The following is a 23,462-nucleotide window of genomic DNA, read 5'->3' as shown; positions in this document are numbered from 1 at the left end:
CGATCGACCGCCCCGGATAGATCGCTTCGAGCGCGGCGACATAGGCGGCCATCTGGCGCAGCGTGGTTGCCGGAATGTCTTCCAACCTGTCCGGCGGGCGCATCGCGGTCTTGAAATCGACCACCAGTACGCGGTCCGATGTCACCAGCAGCCGATCGGCGGTGCCCGCGATCACCTGGCCTGCGACCGTCGCGGCCAAGGGGACTTCGGCCAAGGCCTGCGGCCCAAAAATTTCCGCCCATTCGGGATAAGCAATTACGGCCAGCGCGGATTCGGCCATTTCGGCAATATCCGTTTCGCCAAATCCTTCGGCCCGCCTGCCGAGCCAGCGCAGAGCCGCGGCCCGCCTTTCATCGGGCGGCACTTCGGGCAAGCGCTCGAGCAGGGCGTGCAGCAGTGTCCCGCGAACGGCTGCGGCATTGTCTCCCGTTGCCGGGAACGGCGGACTGGGCGCTTCGTCCTCTCCGGCAGACGAAGGCGCCAGCGGCCGCGGCGGGCTCGGTTCGGGCCCGGCGGGAGCGCGTGCCCAAGCGGGTATTTCCACCGGCACAGCCAGGGGCCCGGGAACGGCATCGACCGGATCGGGCCGCTGCCCGGCTTCCCAGCGCTCGCTCCAGATATCGTCCGCGATGGGCTCACCGGGGAACAAGGGCTTCAGCCGCGCGAACCAGCTGTCTTCTTTCGGTCCGTCCTTCTCCCTCTTGTTGAGCGAGCCGCCGATGTAGAGCGCCTCCTCCGCGCGGGTCATCGCGACATAGAGCAGCCGCCAGTGCTCCTCACGCTCTGCACGCTCGGCAAGCTCCTGTGCATCCCGGATCGGGCCAAGCCTTTCTTCCTTGGAGAGTCCCGGCAGGGGCACCTTCACGCCCTCTCCGCCACCCGGCATTCTTTCGGTGAGTTCAATTTCCCTCGTGGGCGAATCGTCGGGATTGCCCGCCGCGTCGGCGAGGATCACGATCGGCGCCTCGAGGCCCTTCGCGCCGTGCACGGTCATCACCCTGACTTGCCCCGCGCTGGCGCCCTGCTCGCGCTTCATTTCGCCCTCTCCCGCGTCGAACCAGCGGATGAACCCCTGCAGGCTCGACGTATGGCTGCTGCCATGGGCCAGCGCGGCGTTGAGCAATTCGTCGATCGGGTCGTTGGCCTCGCGCCCCAGCCGGGCGAGTAGCTTCGCACGCCCGCGCCACGGCCCCACCAATAGCCAGTGGAGCAGGGCCCGCGGCGGTTGGAAATCGGCGAGCGCCAGCAATTCACCAAGCTGGGCAAGGGTGGCCCGGACCCTTTCGTGGGTCGATGCACGCAAATGCTCCCACAAGCGTACCCCTTCGGGCCGCCAACCAAAATCGAGCAACTCCTGCTGGCTCCACCCGACCAGCGGTGAAACCAGCAGGCTGGCGAGGTTCAGATCGTCGAGCGGCTGGGCGGCGAATCGCAAGGCCGCCATCAGATCCTGGACCGCCAGCGGCCCGCCGAGCCGCAGCCGGTCCACCCCGGCCACCGGAACCCCATGCGCATGCAACCGGGCGACGATCAGCGCGGCGAGCTCCTTGCGCTTCCTCACCAGCACCATCACGTCGCCGGGACCGGCATTGCGTGGCTCGGCCTTGACCAGCGGATAGCCATCTTCGAGCCAGCGCTTGACCTGCCGCGCGATCCGTTCGGCCAATTCTCGATCGGAGCGGTACAAACGGGCAGGTTGCCCGGCATTGCCATCCCCGCCCTCCTCCGATTCCTCCTCGTCCTCGGCCATGGATGGAACGGGTGGCCACAATGTGACGAGGCCGGGCCGGTTGCGGCCTTCATGCCCGCCCGGATGCTCGTCGAGTCCGAAGCTCTCGTAACTGATCGCCTCGATCGCGTTGTCGACAAAGTTGAGAACGCTTTGCGCGGTGCGGAACGATGTCCCCAGTCCGAGCTCCCGCAATTCCCGCGCGACGATATTTTGCCGGCCTTCGCGCGCATTTCGCGCCGCCGCGGCCAATTCCGCCTTCACACGTTCCCTTGCCCGGCGAAAATTCTCCGGGCTGGTGCCCTGGAAGCGGAAAATCGCCTGCTTGTAATCGCCGACCACGAACAGGGTCCGCAGCCGCCCATCGCGCTGACCCGCGCCGGTGAAGAATTCGCTGCACAGCCCGTCGAGGATGATCCGCCACTGCGCTTCGTTCGTGTCCTGCGCTTCGTCGACCAGGATGTGGTCGAATTGCCGGTCGAGCTTGTAGCGGATCCAGTCGCGCAGGTCGGAGCGGGTCAGGAGATCGGAGGCGCGGCGGATCTGGTCGTCGAAATCGATCAAGCCTTCGCGCGCCTTGGCCTCGTCCCAGCGCCGCGCGAACTGGCGCCCCAGTTCGAGCGCCGGAGTGAGCCAGCCGGCGAGTTCCAGCAGTGCCTTGGTATCGAGGACCTGCTGCAAGCTGGCGCTAACCTGTTCGAGTTCCTGCTCATATGAAGGGTCGCGTTTTTTGATATTTCCAATCTGTTTTCCGCGTCTGTCCAGGGTCACGAAGTCTTCCTTTACGAACAGCGTTCCGGAGAAGATCTCGATATTTGCCAATCGTTCGGCTGGTCCCTGGGCAAGCCATGTGTCAATCGCGGCGGTCAATTCACGGCCAGTAGCGGTTTCCCATGCAGCGAGTGTTCCCCGGCAAGCCCGCAACGCTTCGACATCGAAGGCATCATCGGCGCACAGCGCAGCTACACCATCTTCGCCCGCATCAGCCCGAAGTCCCAGCAGCGCCAGCACCCGCTCGCGCATGGGTGGCTGCCAGGCGCCCGGACCCTCCCACAGATGGATCGCCGAGGCGCATCGCTTGAGCCAGCTTTCGACCGCGTCGGGGCCCTTGCGCAACGACAGGTCGGCGACCGTGTCGAGTAACGCGGAATCTCCCGCTTGCCGGGTTTCGACCAGCATCTCGCCCAGCACCCGGTCGAACAGCATATCGCGTTCGCGGTCCTCCATTGCCCTGGTTCCGGGGACCAGCCCGGCCTCTTCCGGGAAGGCCGAGAGCAGCCATTGCGAAAAGGCGTGGATCGTATCGATCCTCAGCCCCCCGCCGGGACAATCGAGCACGCTGGCGAACAGGCTGCGCGCCCGATCGCGCGTGTCGGGGCCGATATCGGCGCCGATATGGCCGAGGTCCCGGGCGAGCGCCGCGTCGTCCATCCGCACCCAGCGCGCCAGCACCTGGTTGACCCGCACCGCCATTTCAGCGGCCCCGGCCCTGGTAAAGGTCAGGCACAATAGCTGCGACGGCTCGACCCCCGGCTGGAGCAACAGCCGCAGCACCCGCGCCGAGAGCACCTGGGTCTTGCCGGTTCCGGCTGAAGCCGAGAGCCACACACTCTCCTGCGGATCGACCGCGTCGCGCTGGGACCCGTGGAGTGGATAGACGACGCCGCTCATGCGCCGTCCTCCTCGCGGCCGATCCATTCCTCGAGCCGCATCAGCTGGTCGTAATCGGCATAGACGTCGAGATCGGGATTTTCCCGCGCGGTAAAGGGTTCGTTGCCCTTGATCCATTTGCCGATGGCCTCGCGCAGATAGCGCTCGGTTTCGGAGAGGAACATGTCGCGCGGGATGCCGGACTTCCTGGCGCCTTCTAGGATCGGCTCCTGGCGATAACCGAACCCGGTCTCGCTCTTGTCGCTCTTGCCGAGCGACCAGTACTCGAACTGTCGCGGCTCGCCCGCCACGCCATCGATCCCGCCGCGCTGCGCCATCATGCCGACGAGCCCGAGCTGCAGGGAATAGCCCTGCTGCACCTTTTTTGCGCTGGGCGGCTTACCGGTCTTGTAATCGACAATCGCCAGCGTGCCGTCCGAGAGGCGATCGATCCGGTCGGCGCGGCCGTGGATGCGCACGCCATCGACGACCATCTCGCCGCGCTCCTCCCATTTGACGACCTCCCGGCCTTCAAGCCTGGCGACCTCGCTTTCGACCCATGCGAGGCCCCTGAGCAGCCGCGGGAGCCACAGGGCACGCATCACCGGGTGGACATTCTCCTGATCGAGCACTTCCCCGGCGATCCCGACCAGAGAGCCCTTCCGATCATGCCATTGCCGGAGAATCTCGTGCGCCACGGTGCCCTTCCAGGCCGCCGAGGGCTCCTCGTCGAGTTTGTCGAGCCTTTTCAGGCCCAGGATCGCCCTGGCGTAGAACTGGTAGGGATCGCTGCGCAGCGAATCGAGCGCGGTGACCGCGATCGGCACATTGCGCTGCTCGGGGCTGGGCCGTAGTTTCGGTTGGGCGGCGGGAGCGACCTCGCGCGTGGCATCGAGCGCCCGCGCCAACTCCACCGCGCGGGTCTCGCGATGACTCTCGAGCAGCCGCTCCCCCAACAAGGCCTCGACTCTCAAGAGGAAGCGCGAGGAGATCGCCGGGCCTTCGGTGTCGCGCGCAGAACGGCTCAGCACCACTTCGGGCGCACCGAGCATCGCGGCCAGGTCGTGCGCGGCCAGCCCGATCCGGAAATCGCCGCCGGGAACGCCAAGCGCGCGCAGCACCGGCGGGGCGAGCAGCGGATCGAGCGGCGGGGTCTGCGGCCAGGTTCCTTCGTTGAGTCCGCCGCAGATCACCAGGTCCGCCCGGCTCATCCGCGCCTCGAGCAGGCCATAGATCGCCAGCCGTGGATGCTTGCCCCAGCTTGGCCGGACCGCGATGAGCTCCATCCGGTCGCGCAGCACGCCGACCAGCTCCTTCGGATCGATCGCGGTTTCCACTTCGCGCGAATGCATTGTCAATTCGCCGACCAGCGCGGACAGCGCCCGGCCGTCCTGGCGCGACCACAGGGCCTCGCCGCACAGTGCCTCACCGGCGCTGACAGCGGTTTCCAGCAGGATGGAAAGCGGCACTTCGTCCTGCCCGGCCAGATCGAGCAATGGCGACAACGCCTGTGCGACCGACTGCCACCATTCCGCAATTCCCGAATGCGCTTTCGCCAGTCCGGCAACCACTGCTCCCACCGGTAGCAGGCCCGGCGCCAACCGCGGCCCGCGCAATGCCCGCTCGAGAATGCGCGCATTGTCGAGCCAATCGGGCCGGCCCTCGCCCGCGCCGGCCAGCGGGTGTTCGAGCAGCGCCAGCAGCGGCACCGGCGCAGCCGCTTCCGCCATCACTTCCGCCAGCAGGAGCAGGACCCGCCCGGCCGCGGACTGCGACAGGGGGACGCCCGCGGTATCGTCGGCTTCGATGTTCCAGCGGGCCAGATGGGCAACCACGCGCGCCGCCAGTCCGCGATCCGGAGTGACGAGAGCGGCGCGCCTTTCCGGCAGTTCCAGTGCTTCGCGCAGGAGCAGGGCAATCGCCTGCGCCTCTTCTTCCGGATTCGCGCAATGCATGATCCTGACTCCCGCAAGGCGGCGCTTCTCGGCCCGAAGGCCGGCCCAGACGCGGCTGGCCCTGGGCGGGAGGAACAGGCTCGAAATCGCATGGCTGCGTTCGGGCGGGGCGGCGCTTGTACCCTTGCGGTGCCACGGCCTTACTTCCGCACGCGAAACGCCCATCCGGTTGAGCAGCAGCTTCAGATGATATTGTGGATGGGTGACCGCTTCGTTCCTTGAGAAGACGGGCCCGCTCCCCTCTCGCGGCGCCCCTGCATTGCCGAGCTCGTCCCACACCTCCGCACTCATCGAAAGGTCGAGGTCGGGCAGGATCACCGCCCCCATGGGCAATTCGGAGACGGTTCTCAGCAGCCGGGCGAGAGCCGGGGCCGCGCTGGTGACGCCGGCCGCGACGATCGGATGTTCGGGCGGATGCTCGCGCCATTTGCGCGCCGCCGCGCGAAACAGGAGGTTGCGCCGCTGGCCCGCGTCGACTTCGCCGCGCTTGCCCAGCTCGGCCAGCCAGCGGGCCTGGACCCGCGCGAACAGGCGAATGCCGTGCTTCCACTGGTCTGCAAGCTCTGCCAGCACATCCAGGACGTGGTCTTCCATCAATTGCTCGGGGCCGATTTCCTCGACCAGCAGGCGATCCATGCCCTTGGCCAGTTCCTCGGCCAGCCGCAGCAAGGCTGCCCCTGACGGCGCCGCATCGCCCTTTTCGAGCTTGATGAATTCCGCCAGCTGCAACCAGCGCCGCAGCGGATCGGCAGCCGGGGGAATTTCGTTCTCGGCCCCAATCGGGTCGAACAGGGGGCCAAGGGTCTCGTCGAGGTCGAGATCGCCGACCACCGCCATGCGCGGCATCAGCAGCCCGGCCTGCCCTTCTTCGCTGCCGTAATGCCGGATAAAGGCTTCGGACACCGTCCGAACTGCGCGGCTGCTGGGCAAGAGCAGCGTCAGCCGGGCGAGGCCAAAATCCCTCTCCGAATAGCGCGGCACCAGCCCTGCAACCAGCGCATCGGCAAACCCGCGATGGGCGGCGATCGAAAAGACCTGCGGAGCGCGGCGCTCAACCACTTTGCAATGCGAGTTCGGTCGGGCTTATCGCCCCGGGATCGCCGACTTCGAACCATTCGCCGCCGAATTGGAGACCGTAGAGCCGTTCTTCCTCGATCGCACGGTTCCACAGCAGGTTGGTCGAGAACGGTCCCTCGGGCGCGTCCCTCAGCAACCGGTGCGAAACCAGCTGGATTCCGCTGAAAATGAATGGTGCGATCCGGCCCGAACGGCGGCGGGAAATAAGTCCCCTCGAATTCATCGAAAAGTCTCCCTTGCCGCGATAATTATGCGCGCCGGTATGCGGGACCAGCAGCAGCAGGGCGTCCATCTGTTCGGGCTCCCAGGCGTCGGACAGTTCGTGAAAGGCATCGATCGGGCCTTCGAGCCAGACATTGTCCGAATTCACGCAGAAGAAGGGATCGGGCAGCAGCGGCAGGGCCTTGACCATGCCCCCGCCGGTTTCGAGCAACCGCTCGCGCTCGTCCGATATGGTGATTGCGGGAGCATCGCGATCCGCCAAATGCGCTTCCAGCGCATCGGCCAGGTAATGCACATTGACCACCGCCTTTGCGATCCCCGCGGACTTGAGCCGGTCGAGCACATGGTCGATCAACGGCTTGCCGAGCACCCGCACCAACGGTTTGGGCTGGCTTGCGGTGAGCGGGCGCATGCGCTTGCCCAGCCCCGCGGACAGCACCATGGCGGTATCGCTGGCGAGCTTGCTCACAACCCCAGTCCACCTCCCCGCCGATCCCGGATTTCCAGCGGGACGTTGCTATCAAACCACCGCGCGACCGGCGCAAGCGCAGGATGTGCTATGTCGCGTTCCAGCGCTTCCCAGACTCGCGGGATGAATTCCAGGTAGCGCGGCTTGCCGTCGCGCTGCCACAGGCGCGCGAAGATGCCGACGATCTTGGCGTTCCGCTGCGCGCCGAGCCGCGCGTAATCGGCTTCGAAGTCCGGGCCTGTCTCGATTTGCCTCTCGTAATGATCGAGCATGGCGCGTTCAAGTTCGAGCGACACGTCGCGTCGCGCATCCTGCAGCAGCGAGACGAGGTCGTAGGCCGGATGGCCGACCAGCGCATCCTGGAAATCGATCAGCCCCTGCTCGCCGTTCGCAAGCAACATGATGTTCTCGGCATGGTAGTCGCGCAGTACGGTGACGCCCGGCTGCTGCCGCGGGATCATCGGGGAAAGCACCTCGTGCCACGCGGCGCGATAGCTCTCTTCGTCGACCCTGAATCCGGCGGCGGGAGCAAACCATTCCGGGAAAAGCGCAACCTCGCGTTGGTAGGCGTCCATGTCGTAGGGAGCGAACGGCCCGGGCGGCGAGCGGTGCAGTTCGACCAATGCGTCGATCGCCTTGCGATAGGTCTCCAGTTCCGCTGCGGGCCGCTCGTCGAGCCAGTCGCGCATCCGGTCGGCGCCGAAATCCTCGAGCAGAACCAGACCGCGAGCCCTTTCCTCGGCAAGGATTTGCGGTGCGCGGTGGCCATGTTCGATCAGCCATCTGCCGACATCGAGAAACGGCCCCGGATCTTCGTTGGGCGGCGGCGCATCCATCAGCATGGCGCTCTTCGTGCCATCGCGGATGCGGAAATAGCGCCGGAAGCTGGCATCGCCGGCGAGCGGTTCGATCGCTGCGCCGCCCCAGCCCGCGCGTTCGAGAAAATCGCCAATTCCTTCGGGAAGCTTCATGGCAGGCGGTCTAGCCAATCGCTGCCCGGATCGACAACGGCCTTGCGTCCCTCGTCCGCAATTTCGAGCGCGATCGATAGGCATCGCGGCTCATTGGCAAATCCTCCCGCCCTTTCCGGCCATTCGGCCAGCAGCACGGCAGCCTCGCGGTAATCGTCGAGCCCCAATTCCTCGATCTCGGATGGGCGCTCGATCCGGTAGAAGTCCGCATGCGCAAGCGGCAGGCGGACCGAGGGCGGATCGTAGCGTTCGATCAGCGTAAAGGTCGGGGAAGGCACCTCGCCCCGATGCCCCAGCGCGGTAATGATCGCGCGCGCCAGCGTAGTCTTGCCGCTGCCCAGTCCGCCGGACAGGGCGACCACATCGCCCGGTTCGAGCCTGGCCGCGATCCGCGCGCCGAAGGCGTCGGTGGCGGCAAGGTCCGGCAGGTCTTCGATCACGGGATGACGATGCTGACGGTGGTGCCGACGCCCTTTTCGGAGATCAGCTTCAACTTGCCGCCATGCGCCTCGACCAGTTGCCGGGCAAGCGGCAGACCGAGGCCTTGCCGCCGATCGACCGTCTTGCCGCTATCGGAAATCTTGAAGCCTTCGAGCGCGCGGGCCGCTTCCCCGTGGGTCAGGCCCCGGCCATTGTCCGACACCACGATCCGCACGCCGGCCTTGAGCCTGGCCAGGTCGACCAGGATTCGCCCGCCCTCTTCGGTCGCGTTGATCGCATTGTCGATCACGTGACCGATAGCCCGTCCGATCCGGCGCCTGTCGGCCCTGAATGAGCCGATTTCCTCGCTGCCCTTGAGATCGAGACTGAGGCCGCGCTCGCAGATCGCCTTCTCGCGCTCGCGCACCAGCGCGGCGATGAACGGAAAAAAGTCGATCTCTTCGAGATCGAGCGGGAGCAGGCCCGCTTCGCTCTGCGACAGGTCGAGCAAAGTCTCGATCTGCTCGCCCAGCCGGCCGACCGATTCGAGAATCGCCCTGACATATTCGCTGCCTTGCTCGCTCAACTCGCCGCCGGCGCCGCTCTCGAGCAGTTCGGCGAAACCGCCGATCGAAGTAAGCGGGGTGCGGAATTCATAGCTCATATTGGCGAGGAAGCGGGTCTTCACCGCGTCGGCCTCCTCGAGCGCGACATTGCGTTCGCGCAGCGCGTCCTCGGCCTTCTGTGAATCCGTGATGTCGAGCACGGTGAGCAGGCCATTGCCGTCGGGCAGTGGAACGCCGGCAAATTCCAGGATCCTGCCATTGCCGAGCGTCACCCGGCCGCCGGTCTGTTGCCGGTCGAGCGTCGCCGCGCGCACGACATCGCCGATCGCCCTTGCCCTCTCCGGCTTGTCGAGCCGGCCGCCGATCTCCTCGAGGAGCGACTCGACATGAGGGTGCGCGTCGAGCTTCTCGCTCTCCAGACCCCAATCGTCGATGAACCGGCGGTTCCACAATTGGAGCCTGCCGTCGGGAGCGAACACCGCCAGCGATTCGAACAGGCTGTCGAAGGTCGCGGTGCGGGTTCGCAACAGGGTATCGCGCATCGCCGAAAGGGCGAGCTGCTCGGTGCGGTCCTCGGCAATCAGGACCAGCCCGCCATCCGGCAAGGGCTGGCCGACGATCCGCAAGTGCGTCCCGTCGCCGAGCGTCCAGGGCTCCTCCTGCGGCGCCCCCGCGACAAACCATTCGCCAAGTTCGCGTCGCCAGGAAGGAAAATCGCGAACCTCCGGCACCCGCTGGGCATCGCGCGCCAGGTCGAGGAAGCGATCGAAATCGGGCGGATCCAGCATCGCCGAAGACGGAAGCGCAAAAATCCGCTGGAACGGCTGGTTGGCAAAGGACAACACACGCTGGGCGTCGAACTGGGCGACCCCGACCGAGAGCTGGTCGAGCATGCTGCGCTGGGCCTCGCGGAACGCCTTGAACGCCCGCGCCTGCTCCTCCATGTCTTCGATGTCGATCGCGTAGCCTGCCACGCCTTCCGAACCCAGCGGCAGATCGCTGACCCTGAGCGACCGCCGCTGTCCGTCGATAGTCGCGCCGACGATCCGTTCGATCGGGAGGTTGCGGTCCTTCGCCTGCTGCGCGATCTGCGCCGCCGTAAGCCCGTCGACGCTCTCCACCAGTTCGACCTGGTCGGCGACGATGCTGTCGGCGTCCGCTCCTCCCACCGCATCGACATAGGCCGAATTGACCAGCCGGATCCGCATGTCGGGCCCGCGGAACCACATCGGCATCGGCGCCGCCTCGATCAGTCCGACCAGCGATGCAAAGTCGGCCCTGGCCCGCGCCGCTTCCCGGCGCAGGGTCGAAAGTTCGCTCTGGCTCTCGGAAAAGTCGAAGAACCAGACCAGCGCCGCGCCACCCGGTGAAACGAGCGGGTCCGCAAGGTGCCCGAACACCGCAAGGCTACGCGTGCTGCCTTGCGGCGTCACCACCATCCTGAACGGGGCCGCGGTCTTCTGGGCCTTCCTGACCTGCTCCTCGAGTTCGGCGAGCTGCTCGCTTGCCAGGCCCCTCGTCTCGGTACCCAATTCGGAAAGATATCCAGGGACCGTCTCGAGCCCGAACCACGCGGCGAGCCGCTCCGGCGCTTCGATCCGTCCATCCGCCCTGACCAGCATCGGGACCGTCGGCGCTTCGTCGAGCATGCGCGCAAGGCGCAGGGCAGTGTTCCTGGAGGCCTCCGCGCGGCGCGCCTTGTCATTGGCGATCAGGACCATAACGGCAGCGCCCAGCGTCCAGGCTGCTAGGAGCAAACCGATCAGAACCAATGATGTCTGGTCCAATTCCATAGGGAATCAGCGCTATGCCCCATTCGGCCCCATGACAATGGCCTGCTTGGCGGGCGGCGGATCAATCCACCGCTCCAGCCGGTCAATAGCGGTAATGGTCGGGCTTGAACGGCCCTGCCCGGGGTACCCCGATATAATCCGCCTGCTTCTGCGAAAGCTGGGTCAGCTTCACTCCGAGCTTTTCGAGATGGAGCGCAGCGACCTTTTCGTCGAGATGCTTGGGCAGGACATAGACCTGATTGGCATAATCGTCGCCCTTGGTGAACAGCTCGATCTGAGCCAGCACCTGGTTGGTGAAGCTCGAACTCATCACGAAACTGGGATGGCCGGTGCCGCAACCCAGGTTCACTAGCCTGCCCTTGGCGAGCACGATGATCTGCTTGCCGTCGGGGAAAGTAACGACATCGGTGCCCGGCTTGATTTCGGCCCAGTCGTAATTGTCGAGCGCGGATATCTGGATCTCGCTGTCGAAATGGCCGATATTGCAGACGATCGCCATGTTCTTCATCGCCTTCATATGCTCGGCGGTGATCACGTCCTCGTTGCCGGTCGCGGTGACGAAGATGTCGCAGCGCTGCACCGCGTCGTCCATCGTCACGACTTCATAGCCTTCCATCGCCGCCTGGAGCGCGCAGATCGGATCGATCTCGGTCACCATCACCCGCGCGCCGCCCTGCCGCAGCGATGCGGCCGAACCCTTGCCGACATCGCCGAACCCGGCGACGCAGGCGACCTTGCCGGCCAGCATCACGTCGGTCGCGCGGCGGATCGCGTCGACCAGCGATTCCTTGCAGCCGTAGAGATTGTCGAATTTCGACTTGGTCACGCTGTCGTTCACATTGATCGCGGGAAACGGCAGCTTGCCGTCCTTGGCGATGTGATAGAGCCGGTGAACGCCGGTGGTGGTTTCTTCCGACACGCCGCGAATGGCCTTGACCGACTGGGTCAGATAGCCCGGTTTCGCCTTGAGGAATGCCTTGAGCGCCCGCTGGAACTCGATTTCCTCGGCATTCGTGGGCTCGGGCAGGTTTTCGCCCGCCTCGACCCGAGCGCCCCACAGCGCGAACATCGTCGCGTCGCCGCCATCGTCGAGGATCATGTTGGCGGTGCGGTCCGGGTCCGCATCGCTGGTCCAGTCGAAGATCCGTCCAACATAGTCCCAATAGTCGGCGAGGCTTTCGCCCTTGATGGCGAACACCGGAATACCGCGGGCGGCGATCGCCGCGGCGGCGTGATCCTGCGTCGAATAGATATTGCAGGTGGCCCAGCGCACTTCGGCACCAAGCGCGACGAGGGTCTCGATCAGCACCGCGGTCTGGATCGTCATGTGGAGCGAGCCGGTGATCCGCGCGCCCGAAAGTGGCTTCGCCGCTCCGTATTCCTCGCGCAAGGCCATCAGGCCCGGCATTTCGGTTTCGGCGATCGCGATCTCTGCCCGGCCATAATCGGCGAGCGAGAGATCCTTCACAACATGGTCGTTCGCGCTCTCTTTGACGGCGGTGGCCACTTGGTCGTCTCCCGGCAATTCGACAAAATTGAAGATGCCGGAGAAAAAGCGGGCGGCATCCTTTCGGAAGCCGCCCTTAGACGCTGAAGGGACCGAACGTAAAGCCCGGACCTCGGGGATAAATGGTGTGACCGCAGGACCGCCGATCACGCAGGATCAACCCTAGAGGGGTCCGTTTACCCAATCTTCAACACGGACAGTGAAGCGAAATTTACCATGAGCGCGATTCTGGCGGTTGCGCACAGCCCGTCCCAAGTCCTATCTCTGCAACCAGACGGTGAGGCAGGAAAGGAACTTCTCGCATGACAATTGCAGTGGGCGACAGGCTGCCCGACGTTAAGCTGGTCAAGGCGACCGACGATGGACCCGAGGCGGTTCAATCGGGCGCGTATTTTGCGGGCAAGAAGGTAGCGCTGTTCAGCGTGCCCGGGGCATTCACCCCCACCTGTTCGATCAAGCACCTGCCCGGCTTTGTCGAAAAGGCAGCGGAACTCAAGGCGAAGGGGATCGACGAGATCGTCTGCACCGCAGTGAACGACGTGTTCGTGCTGTCGGCCTGGAACAGCGACGCCGGACATCCCGACGTGACCATGCTGGCTGACGGCAATGCGGAATTCGTGACCGCGCTCGGCCTGACCATGGACGGTTCGGGCTTCGGCATGGGCAAGCGCGGCCAACGTTTCTCGATGGTGGTCAACGACGGCGTGGTCGAACAGCTCAATGTCGAAGCCCCGGGCGATTTCGGGGTCTCGAGCGCGGAGCACATGCTCGGCCAGCTTTGATCCGGCTTATCGCTTCAGGCGATAGCTCACAAAGGCGATCCGCGATCCGTCGGGCGACCAGGAAGGCACGTTGATCGTCCCCTGGCCGCCGAACAGCCGGGTGAGGATGACCGGCGGCGCGCTGGCGTCGGCCGGCATCAGCCGCAGCTGAACGTCCTCGCGATTGGGCGGATGGTCCTCGAGCGCGATATCGTCGCCGAACGAGACATAGGCGATCCAGTTCCCGTCGGGCGAAAGGTGCGGAAACCAATCGCGCCGCACCGGATCGTGGGTCAACTGCACCTGGTTCGAGCCGTCGGCATCGGCGCGCCACAACGCCATCGCGCCCGAACGAGTCGAGTTGAAATAGAGGTATCTCCCGTCGGGCGAATATTCCGGGCCATCCTCGACGCCCGGACCGACAATCAGCGGCCAGGGCTCCCCGCCCGCGGCATTGACACCCCAGATATCGTAGCTGCCATCGTCAACGCCGACCCGGACATAGGCCAGCACCTCGCCATCGGGCGACCAGCCATGCCAGTATGAGCGCGCCTGGGGATCGTCGACCACCGTCCTGACCGGCTGCGATCCGTCGAGCGTCACGATATGAATCCGGCTGAGATTGTCGGGTTCGATCTGGTCCGAGATCACCAATTGGCTTCCGTCGGGCGAAAGGCCGTGATCGTTGTTGTTGTCGATATGGCGCCCGGTATCGACCTCGACCGGTTCGCCGCCGACGACGGGAATGCGCCAGATCTTGCCGCCGCTGTTGTAGATCAGCGTCTCGCCGTCGCGGCTCCAGTTCGGCGCTTCGATCTTGGTGTCGAAATGACGCACAATGGTGCGGCTCCGGCTTCCGCCGATCTCGATTATTTCAAGCGTCGCTTCGACTTGCGCCGCATAACCGGTGTCGGGGATATAGGCGAGTTGGGGTACCGAGATCGAAACATCGCTGAAATTCGCGGTCTCGACCACCTCGTTGTCATGGGCCGAGAGCGCCAGCCCGACATAGTAGGGCGCCTGGAAGGGAATGCGGAAGCTGCCGCCGGCGTGTTCGAGTTCGCCGTCCTCGCGGGAAACCGAGAAATAGACGAAATTGCCTTCGCGTTCGAGCCGCACCCGCGCGGGATGCCAGGTCGCCGACACGACCTGCCGCGTCGGCCCGTCCTGCACTTCGCGATACTGGAGCGAGACCATCCCGTCGCCATGGAGCATGACATCGGCATAGGGCGACCCGGGGGAAAGATTCTGGCGAATCATCAGCCCGGCCTTGCGGTGGGGATCGACGCCCTCGCCCTCGAAAGCGATATCGGCGGCAATGTGGAGATCGCCCGAGCGCTGGGTCCAGGTGTAATGGAAGGCGTCCTCGCTGCCCCAGATGTTCGCCCCGCTGGCGCTGACGCGATAGGTGCCATCTGCCAATTCCACGGCTCCCGGTGTCGAAACCGCGCCGATATCGCCATGATCGGCAAATATGCCGACCGGTTCGGCCGCCAGCGGCGAGCCGGTCATCAACGCCAGGGCCGCAAGCCCGATCCAGTGTCTCATCGCCATCCCCTTCCCAGGATGATAGCGCTACCACAACCTAAGGCGGAGCGCGAGGCCGCTAATCGGTCCAGTGATACTTGCGGTAGATTTCGCGCAGTTCGGCATAGGACGAGGCCTGCCGAATGGCGGCAGCAAGTTCCTCTTCCTCGGCGAATTGCAGCATCAAATCGCCGTCCCGGTGAAGCGCTTCGAGCAATTCGCCCTTGAAGAAATCAAGCGGCCTGGAGACCCCGCCGACCGTAGAGAATTCGACCTCGACCGGCCGCGAACGGTTGAATGCCGCCCAGACAAGCCGCTGCAAGAGCGGCAATTCGGGCATGAGAGGCCGCGCCACCATCAAATCGCCATCGGGCGTGAGGCAATGGATCTTGCAGGCCTGGTACCGGCGCACGCCGCGATGGTTCCAGTTCCTGGGCGGTCCGTCCGGCCAGTCATCAACCCAGCCATCCTCCGCGCAGGCGAGCATCAATAGCCCATCAGGCTAAGCACTTCCTTGCGGGTCCGCTCGTCCTTGCGGAAGGCGCCGGTGACTCGCGAGGTGATCATGTTGACGCCGGGCGTGGTGACGCCGCGTGCGGTCATGCAGGAATGGCTTGCCTCGATCACCACCGCGACCCCGCGCGGATTGAGGTGCTGTTCGATGCAGGTCGCGACTTCCGCTGTGAGCCGTTCCTGCACCTGCAGGCGCCGCGCATAGCCACGCAGGACCCGGGCCAGCTTCGAAATGCCGACAACCCTGTCGGTCGGCAGGTACGCGATCGCGGCCTTGCCGATGATCGGCGCCATGTGGTGTTCGCAATGCGACTGGAACGGAATGTCCTTTAACAGGACGATTTCGTCATAACCGCCGACTTCCTCGAACACCCGCGACAAGTGCTCGCCCGGATCCTCGGCATAGCCGGCGCAATATTCCTTCCACGCCCGGGCAACGCGCCTGGGAGTATCGACCAGGCCCTCGCGCTCGGGATCGTCGCCGGCCCAGCGGATCAATGTCCTGATCGCTTCCTGCACATGGTCTGGAACTTCCGGCTTGTCGGCCATGCCACCCATCCTTTCGCACCTCACCTAAGGACGGAAACGTCACTAGCCAAGAGAGGATGGGAAATGGCGCGCCCGGAACGATTCGAACGTCCGACCCTCAGATTCGTAGTCTGATGCTCTATCCAGCTGAGCTACGGGCGCACATGGAGGGGCGCACATAGGGATATGGCCTTGGCTTGGCAATCCCCTAGGAGGCGTGGCCGGCCAATTCGGCAAGCAGTTCGAGATCGACCGCCGGCATGGGCAATTGCCGCGCGCGATCGCGATCGAACCAACCCCATTCCTGTTGCTGGCGGGCAACGGGTTCGCCCGGCAAGGCCCCGGTCCTGTAAAGAATCATGACGATGGCCGGATATCCGCCCGCTGCGGCCTCGCTCGCGGACCCGAATTTCTCCAGATATCGCGAGTCGATTCGCACGCCCAATTCCTCTTCCAATTCGCGAACCAGCGCGTTTTCAGGCGTTTCGCCGATTTCCACCTTCCCGCCGGGAAATTCCCACAACCCGGCGTGCCGCCCATTCGGCCCGCGCTTCTGCAGCAGCAATTCGCCGCATTCATTGGTTACCGCCGCGGCAACCACAAGAATTTCTGTCGGAATATTTTTCAACTCCGCCATTTCCGGAAACCTTTCATTAGGAGTTTTGGCGGAAAAGCCATCTCATCGGACCGTAGGACCGGGGGCTGACAGTGAAAACGAACAATCTCCTCAAGGCAATTCTCGAAGATCGTTCGGGGGCTACCGCCGTTGAATACGGGCTGATCGCGGCACTGATTGTCATTGCGATGATCTCGTCTCTCAACACGTTTGCGAACGAGACCGTCGGAATGTGGGGCCGGGTTATCAACGACATGTCGGAAGTTACCGACGGCCTTTGAGCGACCGGCTTAGCGTTTTGTCAACCAGTGCTGCGTAATTGAACCATAGCCCAAACCGGCATCTTGTGGGGTTGGAGCGGGCGAAGAGACTGAACCAGGAGACTAGCGATGAAGTTCATTAACAAGCTGCTTCGTGACGAAGCCGGTGCGACCGCCATCGAGTATGGCCTGATCGCCGCTCTGATCGCCGTTGCTGCGATCACCGCCATGCAGAGCCTCGGCAACGAACTGAACACCACGTTCAGCACCGTTAGCGGTGAGCTGGCCGACGCCAACACCGTCTGATCGACGGCCCAAGCCAAATCAGAAGGGCGGCCGGGAAACCTGCCGCCCTTTCTGTTTGTTTATAGGGGTCAGCTGGTCAGCTGGTCAGCTGCTTGTCCTGACCACGATCTTCACCCTCTGCCCGGCCTGCAAGGTGGTGCCGGAGTCAAGCCCGTTCAGGACGCGGAAACGCGCTTCCCGGGAATCGTTGTAGGCCATGCGAGCGGCCAGTGACGCAACGGTGTCGCCGCGCTGTACGGTCACCACGTCGATCCGCCGCGGAGTGATCGCTGCCGCCTCGGTCGAACTGATCCGCCGCATGGAACTGAACATCGGCGAGAAGACCCCGCTCTGTCCGGCCGGCGTGATGGCGGCAAAGTGAAACGCCCGGTTGTTGGCAAACTCGTAGGCATAGACCACCACATCGACCTGTTGCTGGCCATTATTGACCCGCGCTGTGCCGTAGGCCGCCGGAATACCGTTGATCGAGCTGCGCTGCATGGTTTGCGGCGCAAGCTGCTGCTGGTCCCCGCCCAATGCCTGAAAAACCGAACGAACATAGGCCTCGAGATTGCCATTATAGGCGGCCGTGGAAAGCTGCGCCCGACCGCTGTTCCCGTTGATCGAAACGGCGCGGGTCCCGTTGACCATGTAGAACCCTTCGGGAGCGGTAAATTCGAGCCTGAATTCGGGGTGGATGAAGCGGTTGCCCTCGATCACGCCCTGCACCGGATCGTCACCGTACATGATATTGTCGATCCGGGTCAGGAAGGTATCGCGATTGGTCACCGAGCCCGGCACGCCCACGGCCTTCTGGTTGGCGGTCTCGATGCGCGACGCGGGATCGGGATGGGTCGATGCCCATTCGGGCATCCGGGCGTCGCGGCCCTGCAATTGGGAATCGAACGAATTCTGCAAAGCGAGGCTGTGGAGCAAGGTCGCCATGGCCCGCGGATCGTATCCCGCACCGCCAAGATAGGAGATTCCGAGCTCGTCTGCTTCCAGTTCCTGCGAACGCGAATAGCTCAGCGTTGCCAGCGCAGGCACAGTCGAGGAAACCTGCTGTCCCAGACGGCCGAGCGCCGAATCCCCGAAGACCACGCCCGACAGCACCTGGCCAAGCACGCCCAGCAACGCATTCTGCTGCGCTGTCTGCTGGCGGCGGGCCGAGTGCCGCGCCGCGACATGGCCGACCTCGTGCCCGAGGACTGCAGCCAGCTCGGCCTCGTTGTTCATCAACGCAACCAGCTGCCGCGTGACATAGACATAGCCGCCCGGGACCGCGAACGCGTTATTGACCGAGGAATTGAGCAAAGTGACGTTGAAATCGCCCGGACTTTGCGAAATCCCGGACTGATAGGCGATCGTCTGGCCGACGCCTACCACATAGTCGGCCTGCGCACCGCTCATTTCGCCACCGAATTCGGCAATGATCTGGGGATGCGTTTCCGCACCCTGCTGGGCCTCGGCCTGGGTGATCGGGGTACCAGTCGATGCGATCGGTCCGCCAAGGCAACCGGTTAGAGCAAGCGCAGCTGCCCCCAGCAACATGGTCGATCTGGCACGAATATTGGCTAGCGGTTGCATCGTCTCGCTCCTCTTACCGGCTTTGCCCGCCATTCAATTCGGCGGAATGTTTTTCGTATGTAGAACCGTTTTCCGGGCGCGTGGTTCCGGCCTGGTTATTGCGATCCAATTTTCAGGAACCTGTCCTCGCGCATTTTCCTGAGTTTGGCGGGTGTCAATTTACCCAGTGCATCCAGCTCCTCGCCGATTGCCTTGCCAAGCGCCTCGATGGTCGCCGCGGGATCGCGATGCGCCCCGCCAATCGGCTCGGGGACAATCCGGTCGATCACCTTGAGCTTGAGCAGGTCCTGGGCCGTAACCTTCATAGCTTCCGCTGCTTGCGGCGCCTTTTCGGCTGTCCGCCACAGGATCGATGCGCAGCCTTCCGGCGAAATCACCGAGTAGACTGCATGTTCAAGCATCAGCACCCGCTCCGCACTGGCCAGCGCTACGGCGCCCCCCGATCCGCCCTCGCCCACGATCGCGGCCACCAAAGGGGTTCTGAGCGCCAGGCATGCCTCGGTCGATCGGGCAATTGCTTCGGCCTGGCCGCGCTCCTCCGCCTCGACGCCGGGAAACGCACCGGAAGTGTCGACCAGCGTGACCACCGGCAGGCCGAACCGGCTGGCCAAATCCATCAAGCGGATCGCCTTGCGATAGCCTTCGGGCTTGCCCATGCCGAAATTGTGCCGGATCCGGCTTTCGGTATCGTTGCCCTTCTCATGGCCGATCACGAGCAACCGCCGATTGCCGAGCCGCGCAAGCCCGCCGATAATCGCCTCGTCCTCGCCGAAATGGCGGTCTCCCCCCAGCGGCAGGAAGTCCTCGAACAGGCCTTCGACATAGTCCTTGAAATGCGGCCTTGCGGGATGGCGGGCGACCTGCGTCTTCTGCCATGGCGTCAGCGCGTTGTAGGTGCTGGCCAACAGGTCGGCGCATTTGAGTTCGAGCCGCTTTATCTCCTTCGAAATGTCGACTTCGTCGCCATCGGATGCAGATCGAAGCTCGGAAATGCGCGCATCGAGCGCCGCGACCGGCTTTTCGAATTCAAGATAGGAAATCATGGGAATTCGCTAGTCCGGTTGGGCTTTCCCGGCAAGGGGATGCCGTTCATTGACCAGGGCGACCAGCCGCGCCGAATCGACATGGGTATAGATCTGGGTGGTGGCGATGTCGGCATGGCCCAGCAAGGTCTGCAGCACCCGCAGGTCCGCCCCGCCTTCGAGCAGGTGGGTGGCAAAGGCATGCCGCAGCACATGCGGGCTGAGCTTGGCGGGATCGAGCCCGGCGCGCGCCGCGAGTTCGCGTAGCAATTGGAATAAACGTATTCTGGTCAAATGTTTACCGCGCGAAGGAAAAAGAAATTTGCCGTCGTCCGGGCGCAGTCTCAGCCACCGCGCAAGGACCTGCCTGGCGCGATTGCTCACCGGAACCATCCGCGCCTGGCCGCCCTTGCCCATGACGGTGAGGAACGGCGCATCGCGCGGGGCGGCGCTGAGGGGAAGCGAGACGAGTTCGCTCGCCCTGAGACCCGATCCGTAGAGCAGTTCGATCAGCGCGAGCAGGCGGATTGCCTCGGGCCGGTCTCCCGCAGCCTCTTCCTCGGCCTTTTCGAACAGGGATTCGACTTCGCGATGGCTGAGTATTCTCGGTAGCGGACGGCGGGCGGATGGTCGCGGAAGGGCCGAAGACGGATCGTCCTTGCGCAGCCGTTCATCGACCAGGAAACCGAAGAATTGCCGCAGGGCCGAGCTCTTGCGCGAGACAGTCGAAGGGGCATATCCCGTCCATCTTCCGGCCAGCTTTCTCAGTGCTTCGCGATCGGCAGTCGCCAGGTCGCCGACCAGGCCTTCGGCGGCCTCGAGGTCGCGGCGATAGGCCGCCAATGTGTTGGCTGCCGCTCCCCGCTCGGCCGCGAGCATCATGAGAAAGTCCTCGATCGCGGACATCAGCCGCGCGCAACGGCCTCCGCGGCGATCATCCGCGCTTCCGCCGAGAGGCCGACCTGGTTGAGCGACCGGACGATGTAATAGAGATTGCGCGCGGTCATCTTGTCCCAGCCGCTGCCTTGCATGCCGAGGCCCGCCAGCATCGCGACGAGCGCGGGATTGTTCACTTCCGCCGCCCTGGCAATTATCCGGCTCCAGTCGCTTTCCCGGCCCAGATTCAGGCCGAAGCGGTTCGAATAGCTGCTGGCCGTGCCGCTGTCGATCCGGCCCAGCCCGGCGAGGCCGGCGACGAGGAAGCGCGACTTGCGCTGGCCCGCGCTGTCGTCGTCGTCGATGAAGCTGTCGATGCCGCCGCTCGAGACAGTGCCATCGCGACTGGGCTGCGCGAGGGCCAGCAAGGCCCAGCCCGTGCTCCCGGTCGAGACGACCCGCCCCCAACGCATTGCATTCCGGTCAAGCCCGGCAGACAGCATCGAGGCGATCAGCAGGCCGGCCTCGTCGGCAAGGTCTTCGCTCGGATCGACCCTGGCGGCCGCATAGGCGGTAAGGACAAGCCGGCCATAGGCGGCATCGGGACCCCAGATCGTCCGCATCGCGTCGAGCCGGTCCGGGCCGCTTTGCGCGACATAGGCTTCGCGCAGGGCGATCGACAGCTCCCGTGGCTCGCCCGTGACGTTGTCGTCGGCGTAAATCTGCGAATAAAGGTCGACCATCGCCCGACCGGAGAGGACCCCTTCCGTGCCCGCGATTTCCGCACCGGCCGCCCTTTCGGCAAGAGACTTCGCAGGCGATAGGGCATCGAACCGCCGGTACCAGTCGATCTCACCGTCAGCGTCTTCGAGCGAATCCGGCACCGCCATGCCGAGCGCCGAGGCGAGCGAATAGCGGAACGGGGTGATCCATTCGGCTTCGTCCCATTCGATCGTGACCGATCGTCCGCCTTCGGTTGCCGCACCGGCATAACGCTGCGCAAGGAGGACATCGATCCGCGGCGCGATTTCGCGGCTCAAGGCGCGATCGAGTTCGCGTGTGGATTCGCGACCGTCTCCGGCATAGGCCAAACAGATCGACTGCAGCAGTTCCCATTGCGGATCCTGCCGCAAGCCGCCCTTGAGCGTAGCGACGGGGCACATCCCGACAATGTCGCCGGTCGCAAGATAGGCGTCGAAGGCGGCATTGGCGAGCCGCTCGTCATAGTTCGAGGAGTCGACGTCCTGCGCCAGCGCCCGCGCGACATAGGGTTCGCCCAGCCGGTTGAGGGCAGCCGCGCGCAAGCTCGCAAATTCCACCGGATTCATCCCCTGTGGCGCATCGAGTCGGCTCGCAAGTGCCCGCCGCAGCAGGATATGGCCCCAGCGCGAAACGGTGCCCTGGCGCATCCCCCCCAGCATCGACCTGACCAGCGAAACCGGCTGGCCGGCCAAGGATTGCGAGGGAAACCCGCCTTCCGACATGGCGATCACCCCGACCCTGCGCAGCGCCCGTCGCGCGCCGGGAGGAATGTCGAACTTGGGCTTGAGCCCGAACAACTCATCGATCTCGTCGGAGGTCATTTCCTCGAGTTCTTCGATGGTCGGGAAATCCGCGGGCAGGTTGATCGGCGAGACGCTCACGCCACCGGCCTCGAAGCCCGGCAACGGCCGCTGCACCGGTTCTACCCTGACCGTCGGATCGGGTGCGACGACCCGCGGCGGCGCCTGGGACGGAGTCGGCGCAGGGGCCGGCGCCGGCGCTGGATTGGCATAGATGTCGGGCAGCAGCGAGTCCGGCGCGGCCAGGGCCACGCTCGATCCGAGCGCGAACACCGAAGCCCCGAAAAGCAGCGCCCGTTTCATTCGCTCGACTCCGGCACTGCAACCGGCTCGACAATCTCGGTCAAGGGCCGTTCCCCTCCGTCGTACCAGGCCAGTGCCAGGAGCAGAAACAGGACCAGTCCCGCTCCCGTCCAGATTCGCCGCTTGCTCATCACCAAACTTCAATAACTCCGGCTAGGCCGTGCGGCCAGCATGCTTGCGTAGCCGGTTAGCCTATCTATAGGCAAAGCGGCAATGACCAAGACGGAAACCGCCCTTTCCCCCGAGGAAACCAGCGCGCTGGCGAAACGGCTCGACCGGCCGATCGTGCTGATCGGGATGATGGGAGTCGGCAAATCAACGATCGGGCGCAAGCTTGCCGCGACCTTGAACCTGCCGTTCGCCGATGCCGACGAGGAAATCGAAAAGGCCGCCCGGATGAGCATCGGCGAAATCTTCGAACAGTTCGGGGAAGACTACTTCCGCGACGGCGAAAGGCGGGTGATCGCGCGGCTGGTGGGCGAGGAGCCCTCGGTGATCGCGAGCGGCGGCGGGGCGTTCGTGAACGACGAAACCCGCGCGCTCATTCTCGACAAGGCCATCGCGGTGTGGCTCGACTGCGATCTCGACGTGTTGGTCGAACGGGTCAGCCGCAAGGACACCCGTCCCTTGTTGCGCGAAGGCGATCCGCGAGAAATCCTCACCCGGCTGAAGCGGGAACGCGAACCGATCTATGCGCAGGCCCCGATCCATATTGCCAGCCGGACCGGCCCGCACGAATCCACCGTGCAAAACATCATCAAGGCGATCGACCAATGGCTAGCGTAAATGTCGAACTCGCGGGCCGTTCCTACCCGGTCCATATCGGCAGCGGACTGCTGGCCGATCTGGCGATCCATTGCGCGCCCTTGTTGCGCAAGGAGCGGGTCCAGATCGTGACCGACGAGCATGTCGCGCATCACTGGCGCAACACGGTCGATGCCTCGCTGATGGGGGCCGGCTTCCAGACAGCCTGGCTGGTCCACCCCGCGGGCGAAGCGACCAAGAGCTGGGACGGCCTCGCGCAGACGGTCGATTGGCTGCTTGCCGAGGAGGTCGAGCGCGGCGACCACATTATCGCGCTCGGCGGCGGCGTGATCGGCGACCTGACCGGATTTGCGGCGGCGGTGCTCAAGCGTGGCTGCGGCTTCATCCAGGTGCCGACAACCCTGCTGGCGCAGGTCGATTCGAGCGTCGGTGGCAAGACCGCGATCAATGCCGGCGCGGGCAAGAACCTGGTCGGCGCGTTCCACCAGCCCTCGCTGG

General features: G+C 64.7%; 21 protein-coding genes and 1 tRNA gene. 5 read left to right on the top strand and 17 right to left on the bottom strand.

Features of this window, described 5'->3' with window-relative positions:
- From addA to ahcY, 7 genes are all read right to left on the bottom strand, one after another.
- A partial coding sequence (addA, locus tag AC16XC_RS10475) for a double-strand break repair helicase AddA (RefSeq protein WP_484034603.1) occupies positions 1-3,400 on the bottom strand: 3,400 nt, incomplete at its 3' end.
- On the bottom strand, positions 3,397-6,393 hold the full coding sequence (addB, locus tag AC16XC_RS10470) for a double-strand break repair protein AddB (protein WP_484034602.1): 2,997 nt from the start codon (positions 6,391-6,393) through the stop codon (positions 3,397-3,399). The genes addA and addB, both read right to left, overlap by 4 nt.
- Positions 6,386-7,102 (bottom strand): nucleotidyltransferase family protein, encoded by a 717-nt coding sequence (locus tag AC16XC_RS10465; protein ID WP_484034601.1) that lies wholly within the window; start codon positions 7,100-7,102, stop codon positions 6,386-6,388. Before AC16XC_RS10465 ends, addB begins: the two co-directional genes overlap by 8 nt.
- Positions 7,099-8,073: an aminoglycoside phosphotransferase family protein gene (locus AC16XC_RS10460; protein WP_484034600.1), complete on the bottom strand. Its 975-nt coding sequence runs from the start codon at positions 8,071-8,073 to the stop codon at positions 7,099-7,101. The genes AC16XC_RS10465 and AC16XC_RS10460 overlap by 4 nt, the downstream gene beginning before the upstream one ends.
- Positions 8,070-8,513, bottom strand: coding sequence for a tRNA (adenosine(37)-N6)-threonylcarbamoyltransferase complex ATPase subunit type 1 TsaE (gene tsaE, locus AC16XC_RS10455; protein ID WP_484034599.1), 444 nt, complete (start codon positions 8,511-8,513; stop codon positions 8,070-8,072). The genes AC16XC_RS10460 and tsaE overlap by 4 nt, the downstream gene beginning before the upstream one ends.
- A complete protein-coding gene (locus AC16XC_RS10450) occupies positions 8,510-10,852 on the bottom strand; it encodes a sensor histidine kinase (RefSeq protein ID WP_484034598.1) in 2,343 nt (780 codons plus the stop codon). The genes tsaE and AC16XC_RS10450 overlap by 4 nt, the downstream gene beginning before the upstream one ends.
- A gap of 82 nt (positions 10,853-10,934) precedes the next feature.
- A complete protein-coding gene (ahcY, locus tag AC16XC_RS10445; RefSeq protein WP_484034597.1) occupies positions 10,935-12,359 on the bottom strand; it encodes an adenosylhomocysteinase in 1,425 nt (474 codons plus the stop codon).
- A gap of 302 nt (positions 12,360-12,661) precedes the next feature.
- Here ahcY and AC16XC_RS10440 point away from each other — a divergent pair, with 302 nt between their 5' ends.
- Entirely contained in the window at positions 12,662-13,141 is a 480-nt protein-coding gene (locus AC16XC_RS10440; RefSeq protein ID WP_484034596.1) for a redoxin family protein, read from the top strand.
- Positions 13,142-13,147: 6 nt separating this feature from the next.
- On the opposite strand, the gene AC16XC_RS10435 is transcribed toward AC16XC_RS10440, so the two are convergent.
- From AC16XC_RS10435 to AC16XC_RS10415, 5 genes are all read right to left on the bottom strand, one after another.
- Entirely contained in the window at positions 13,148-14,668 is a 1,521-nt protein-coding gene (locus AC16XC_RS10435; RefSeq protein ID WP_484034595.1) for a TolB family protein, read from the bottom strand.
- A gap of 58 nt (positions 14,669-14,726) precedes the next feature.
- Entirely contained in the window at positions 14,727-15,134 is a 408-nt protein-coding gene (locus tag AC16XC_RS10430; protein ID WP_484034594.1) for a hypothetical protein, read from the bottom strand.
- Positions 15,134-15,709 (bottom strand): GTP cyclohydrolase I FolE, encoded by a 576-nt coding sequence (gene folE, locus AC16XC_RS10425; RefSeq protein ID WP_484034593.1) that lies wholly within the window; start codon positions 15,707-15,709, stop codon positions 15,134-15,136. Before folE ends, AC16XC_RS10430 begins: the two co-directional genes overlap by 1 nt.
- Before the next feature lie 64 nt (positions 15,710-15,773).
- Positions 15,774-15,850, bottom strand: a tRNA-Arg gene (locus AC16XC_RS10420).
- A gap of 46 nt (positions 15,851-15,896) precedes the next feature.
- Complete coding sequence (locus AC16XC_RS10415) at positions 15,897-16,325, bottom strand: (deoxy)nucleoside triphosphate pyrophosphohydrolase (RefSeq protein WP_484034592.1); 429 nt, start codon at positions 16,323-16,325, stop codon at positions 15,897-15,899.
- A gap of 71 nt (positions 16,326-16,396) precedes the next feature.
- Here AC16XC_RS10415 and AC16XC_RS10410 point away from each other — a divergent pair, with 71 nt between their 5' ends.
- Entirely contained in the window at positions 16,397-16,585 is a 189-nt protein-coding gene (locus AC16XC_RS10410) for a Flp family type IVb pilin (protein ID WP_484034591.1), read from the top strand.
- Positions 16,586-16,693: 108 nt separating this feature from the next.
- Entirely contained in the window at positions 16,694-16,870 is a 177-nt protein-coding gene (locus AC16XC_RS10405; protein WP_484034590.1) for a Flp family type IVb pilin, read from the top strand.
- Positions 16,871-16,954: 84 nt separating this feature from the next.
- Here AC16XC_RS10405 and AC16XC_RS10400 read toward each other — a convergent pair whose 3' ends face one another.
- The 5 genes from AC16XC_RS10400 to AC16XC_RS10380 form a co-directional block, all read right to left on the bottom strand.
- A complete protein-coding gene (locus AC16XC_RS10400; RefSeq protein WP_484034589.1) occupies positions 16,955-18,436 on the bottom strand; it encodes a M48 family metalloprotease in 1,482 nt (493 codons plus the stop codon).
- A 95-nt stretch (positions 18,437-18,531) separates the two neighbouring features.
- The gene (locus AC16XC_RS10395; RefSeq protein ID WP_484034588.1) at positions 18,532-19,479 is read right to left on the bottom strand and encodes an acetyl-CoA carboxylase carboxyltransferase subunit alpha; all 948 of its coding nucleotides are present in this window, start codon (positions 19,477-19,479) and stop codon (positions 18,532-18,534) included.
- Between the two features lie 9 nt (positions 19,480-19,488).
- Positions 19,489-20,364, bottom strand: coding sequence for a tyrosine recombinase (locus AC16XC_RS10390; RefSeq protein WP_484034587.1), 876 nt, complete (start codon positions 20,362-20,364; stop codon positions 19,489-19,491).
- Positions 20,364-22,199, bottom strand: a complete 1,836-nt coding sequence (locus AC16XC_RS10385) for a hypothetical protein (protein WP_484034586.1) — start codon at positions 22,197-22,199, stop codon at positions 20,364-20,366. Before AC16XC_RS10385 ends, AC16XC_RS10390 begins: the two co-directional genes overlap by 1 nt.
- The gene (locus AC16XC_RS10380) at positions 22,196-22,330 is read right to left on the bottom strand and encodes a hypothetical protein (RefSeq protein WP_484034585.1); all 135 of its coding nucleotides are present in this window, start codon (positions 22,328-22,330) and stop codon (positions 22,196-22,198) included. The genes AC16XC_RS10385 and AC16XC_RS10380 overlap by 4 nt, the downstream gene beginning before the upstream one ends.
- Positions 22,331-22,412: 82 nt before the next feature.
- On the opposite strand from AC16XC_RS10380, the gene AC16XC_RS10375 reads away from it, so the two are divergent.
- Both AC16XC_RS10375 and AC16XC_RS10370 read left to right on the top strand, forming a co-directional pair.
- The gene (locus AC16XC_RS10375) at positions 22,413-22,985 is read left to right on the top strand and encodes a shikimate kinase (RefSeq protein ID WP_484034584.1); all 573 of its coding nucleotides are present in this window, start codon (positions 22,413-22,415) and stop codon (positions 22,983-22,985) included.
- On the top strand, positions 22,973-23,462 hold a 490-nt coding region (locus tag AC16XC_RS10370), incomplete at its 3' end, for a 3-dehydroquinate synthase family protein (RefSeq protein WP_484034583.1). The genes AC16XC_RS10375 and AC16XC_RS10370, both read left to right, overlap by 13 nt.

The sequence above is a fragment of the Candidatus Andeanibacterium sp. genome, from assembly GCF_057143545.1.
The sequence above is the reverse complement of the archived record's forward strand: the minus strand, read 5'-3'. Positions and strand labels throughout refer to the sequence as shown.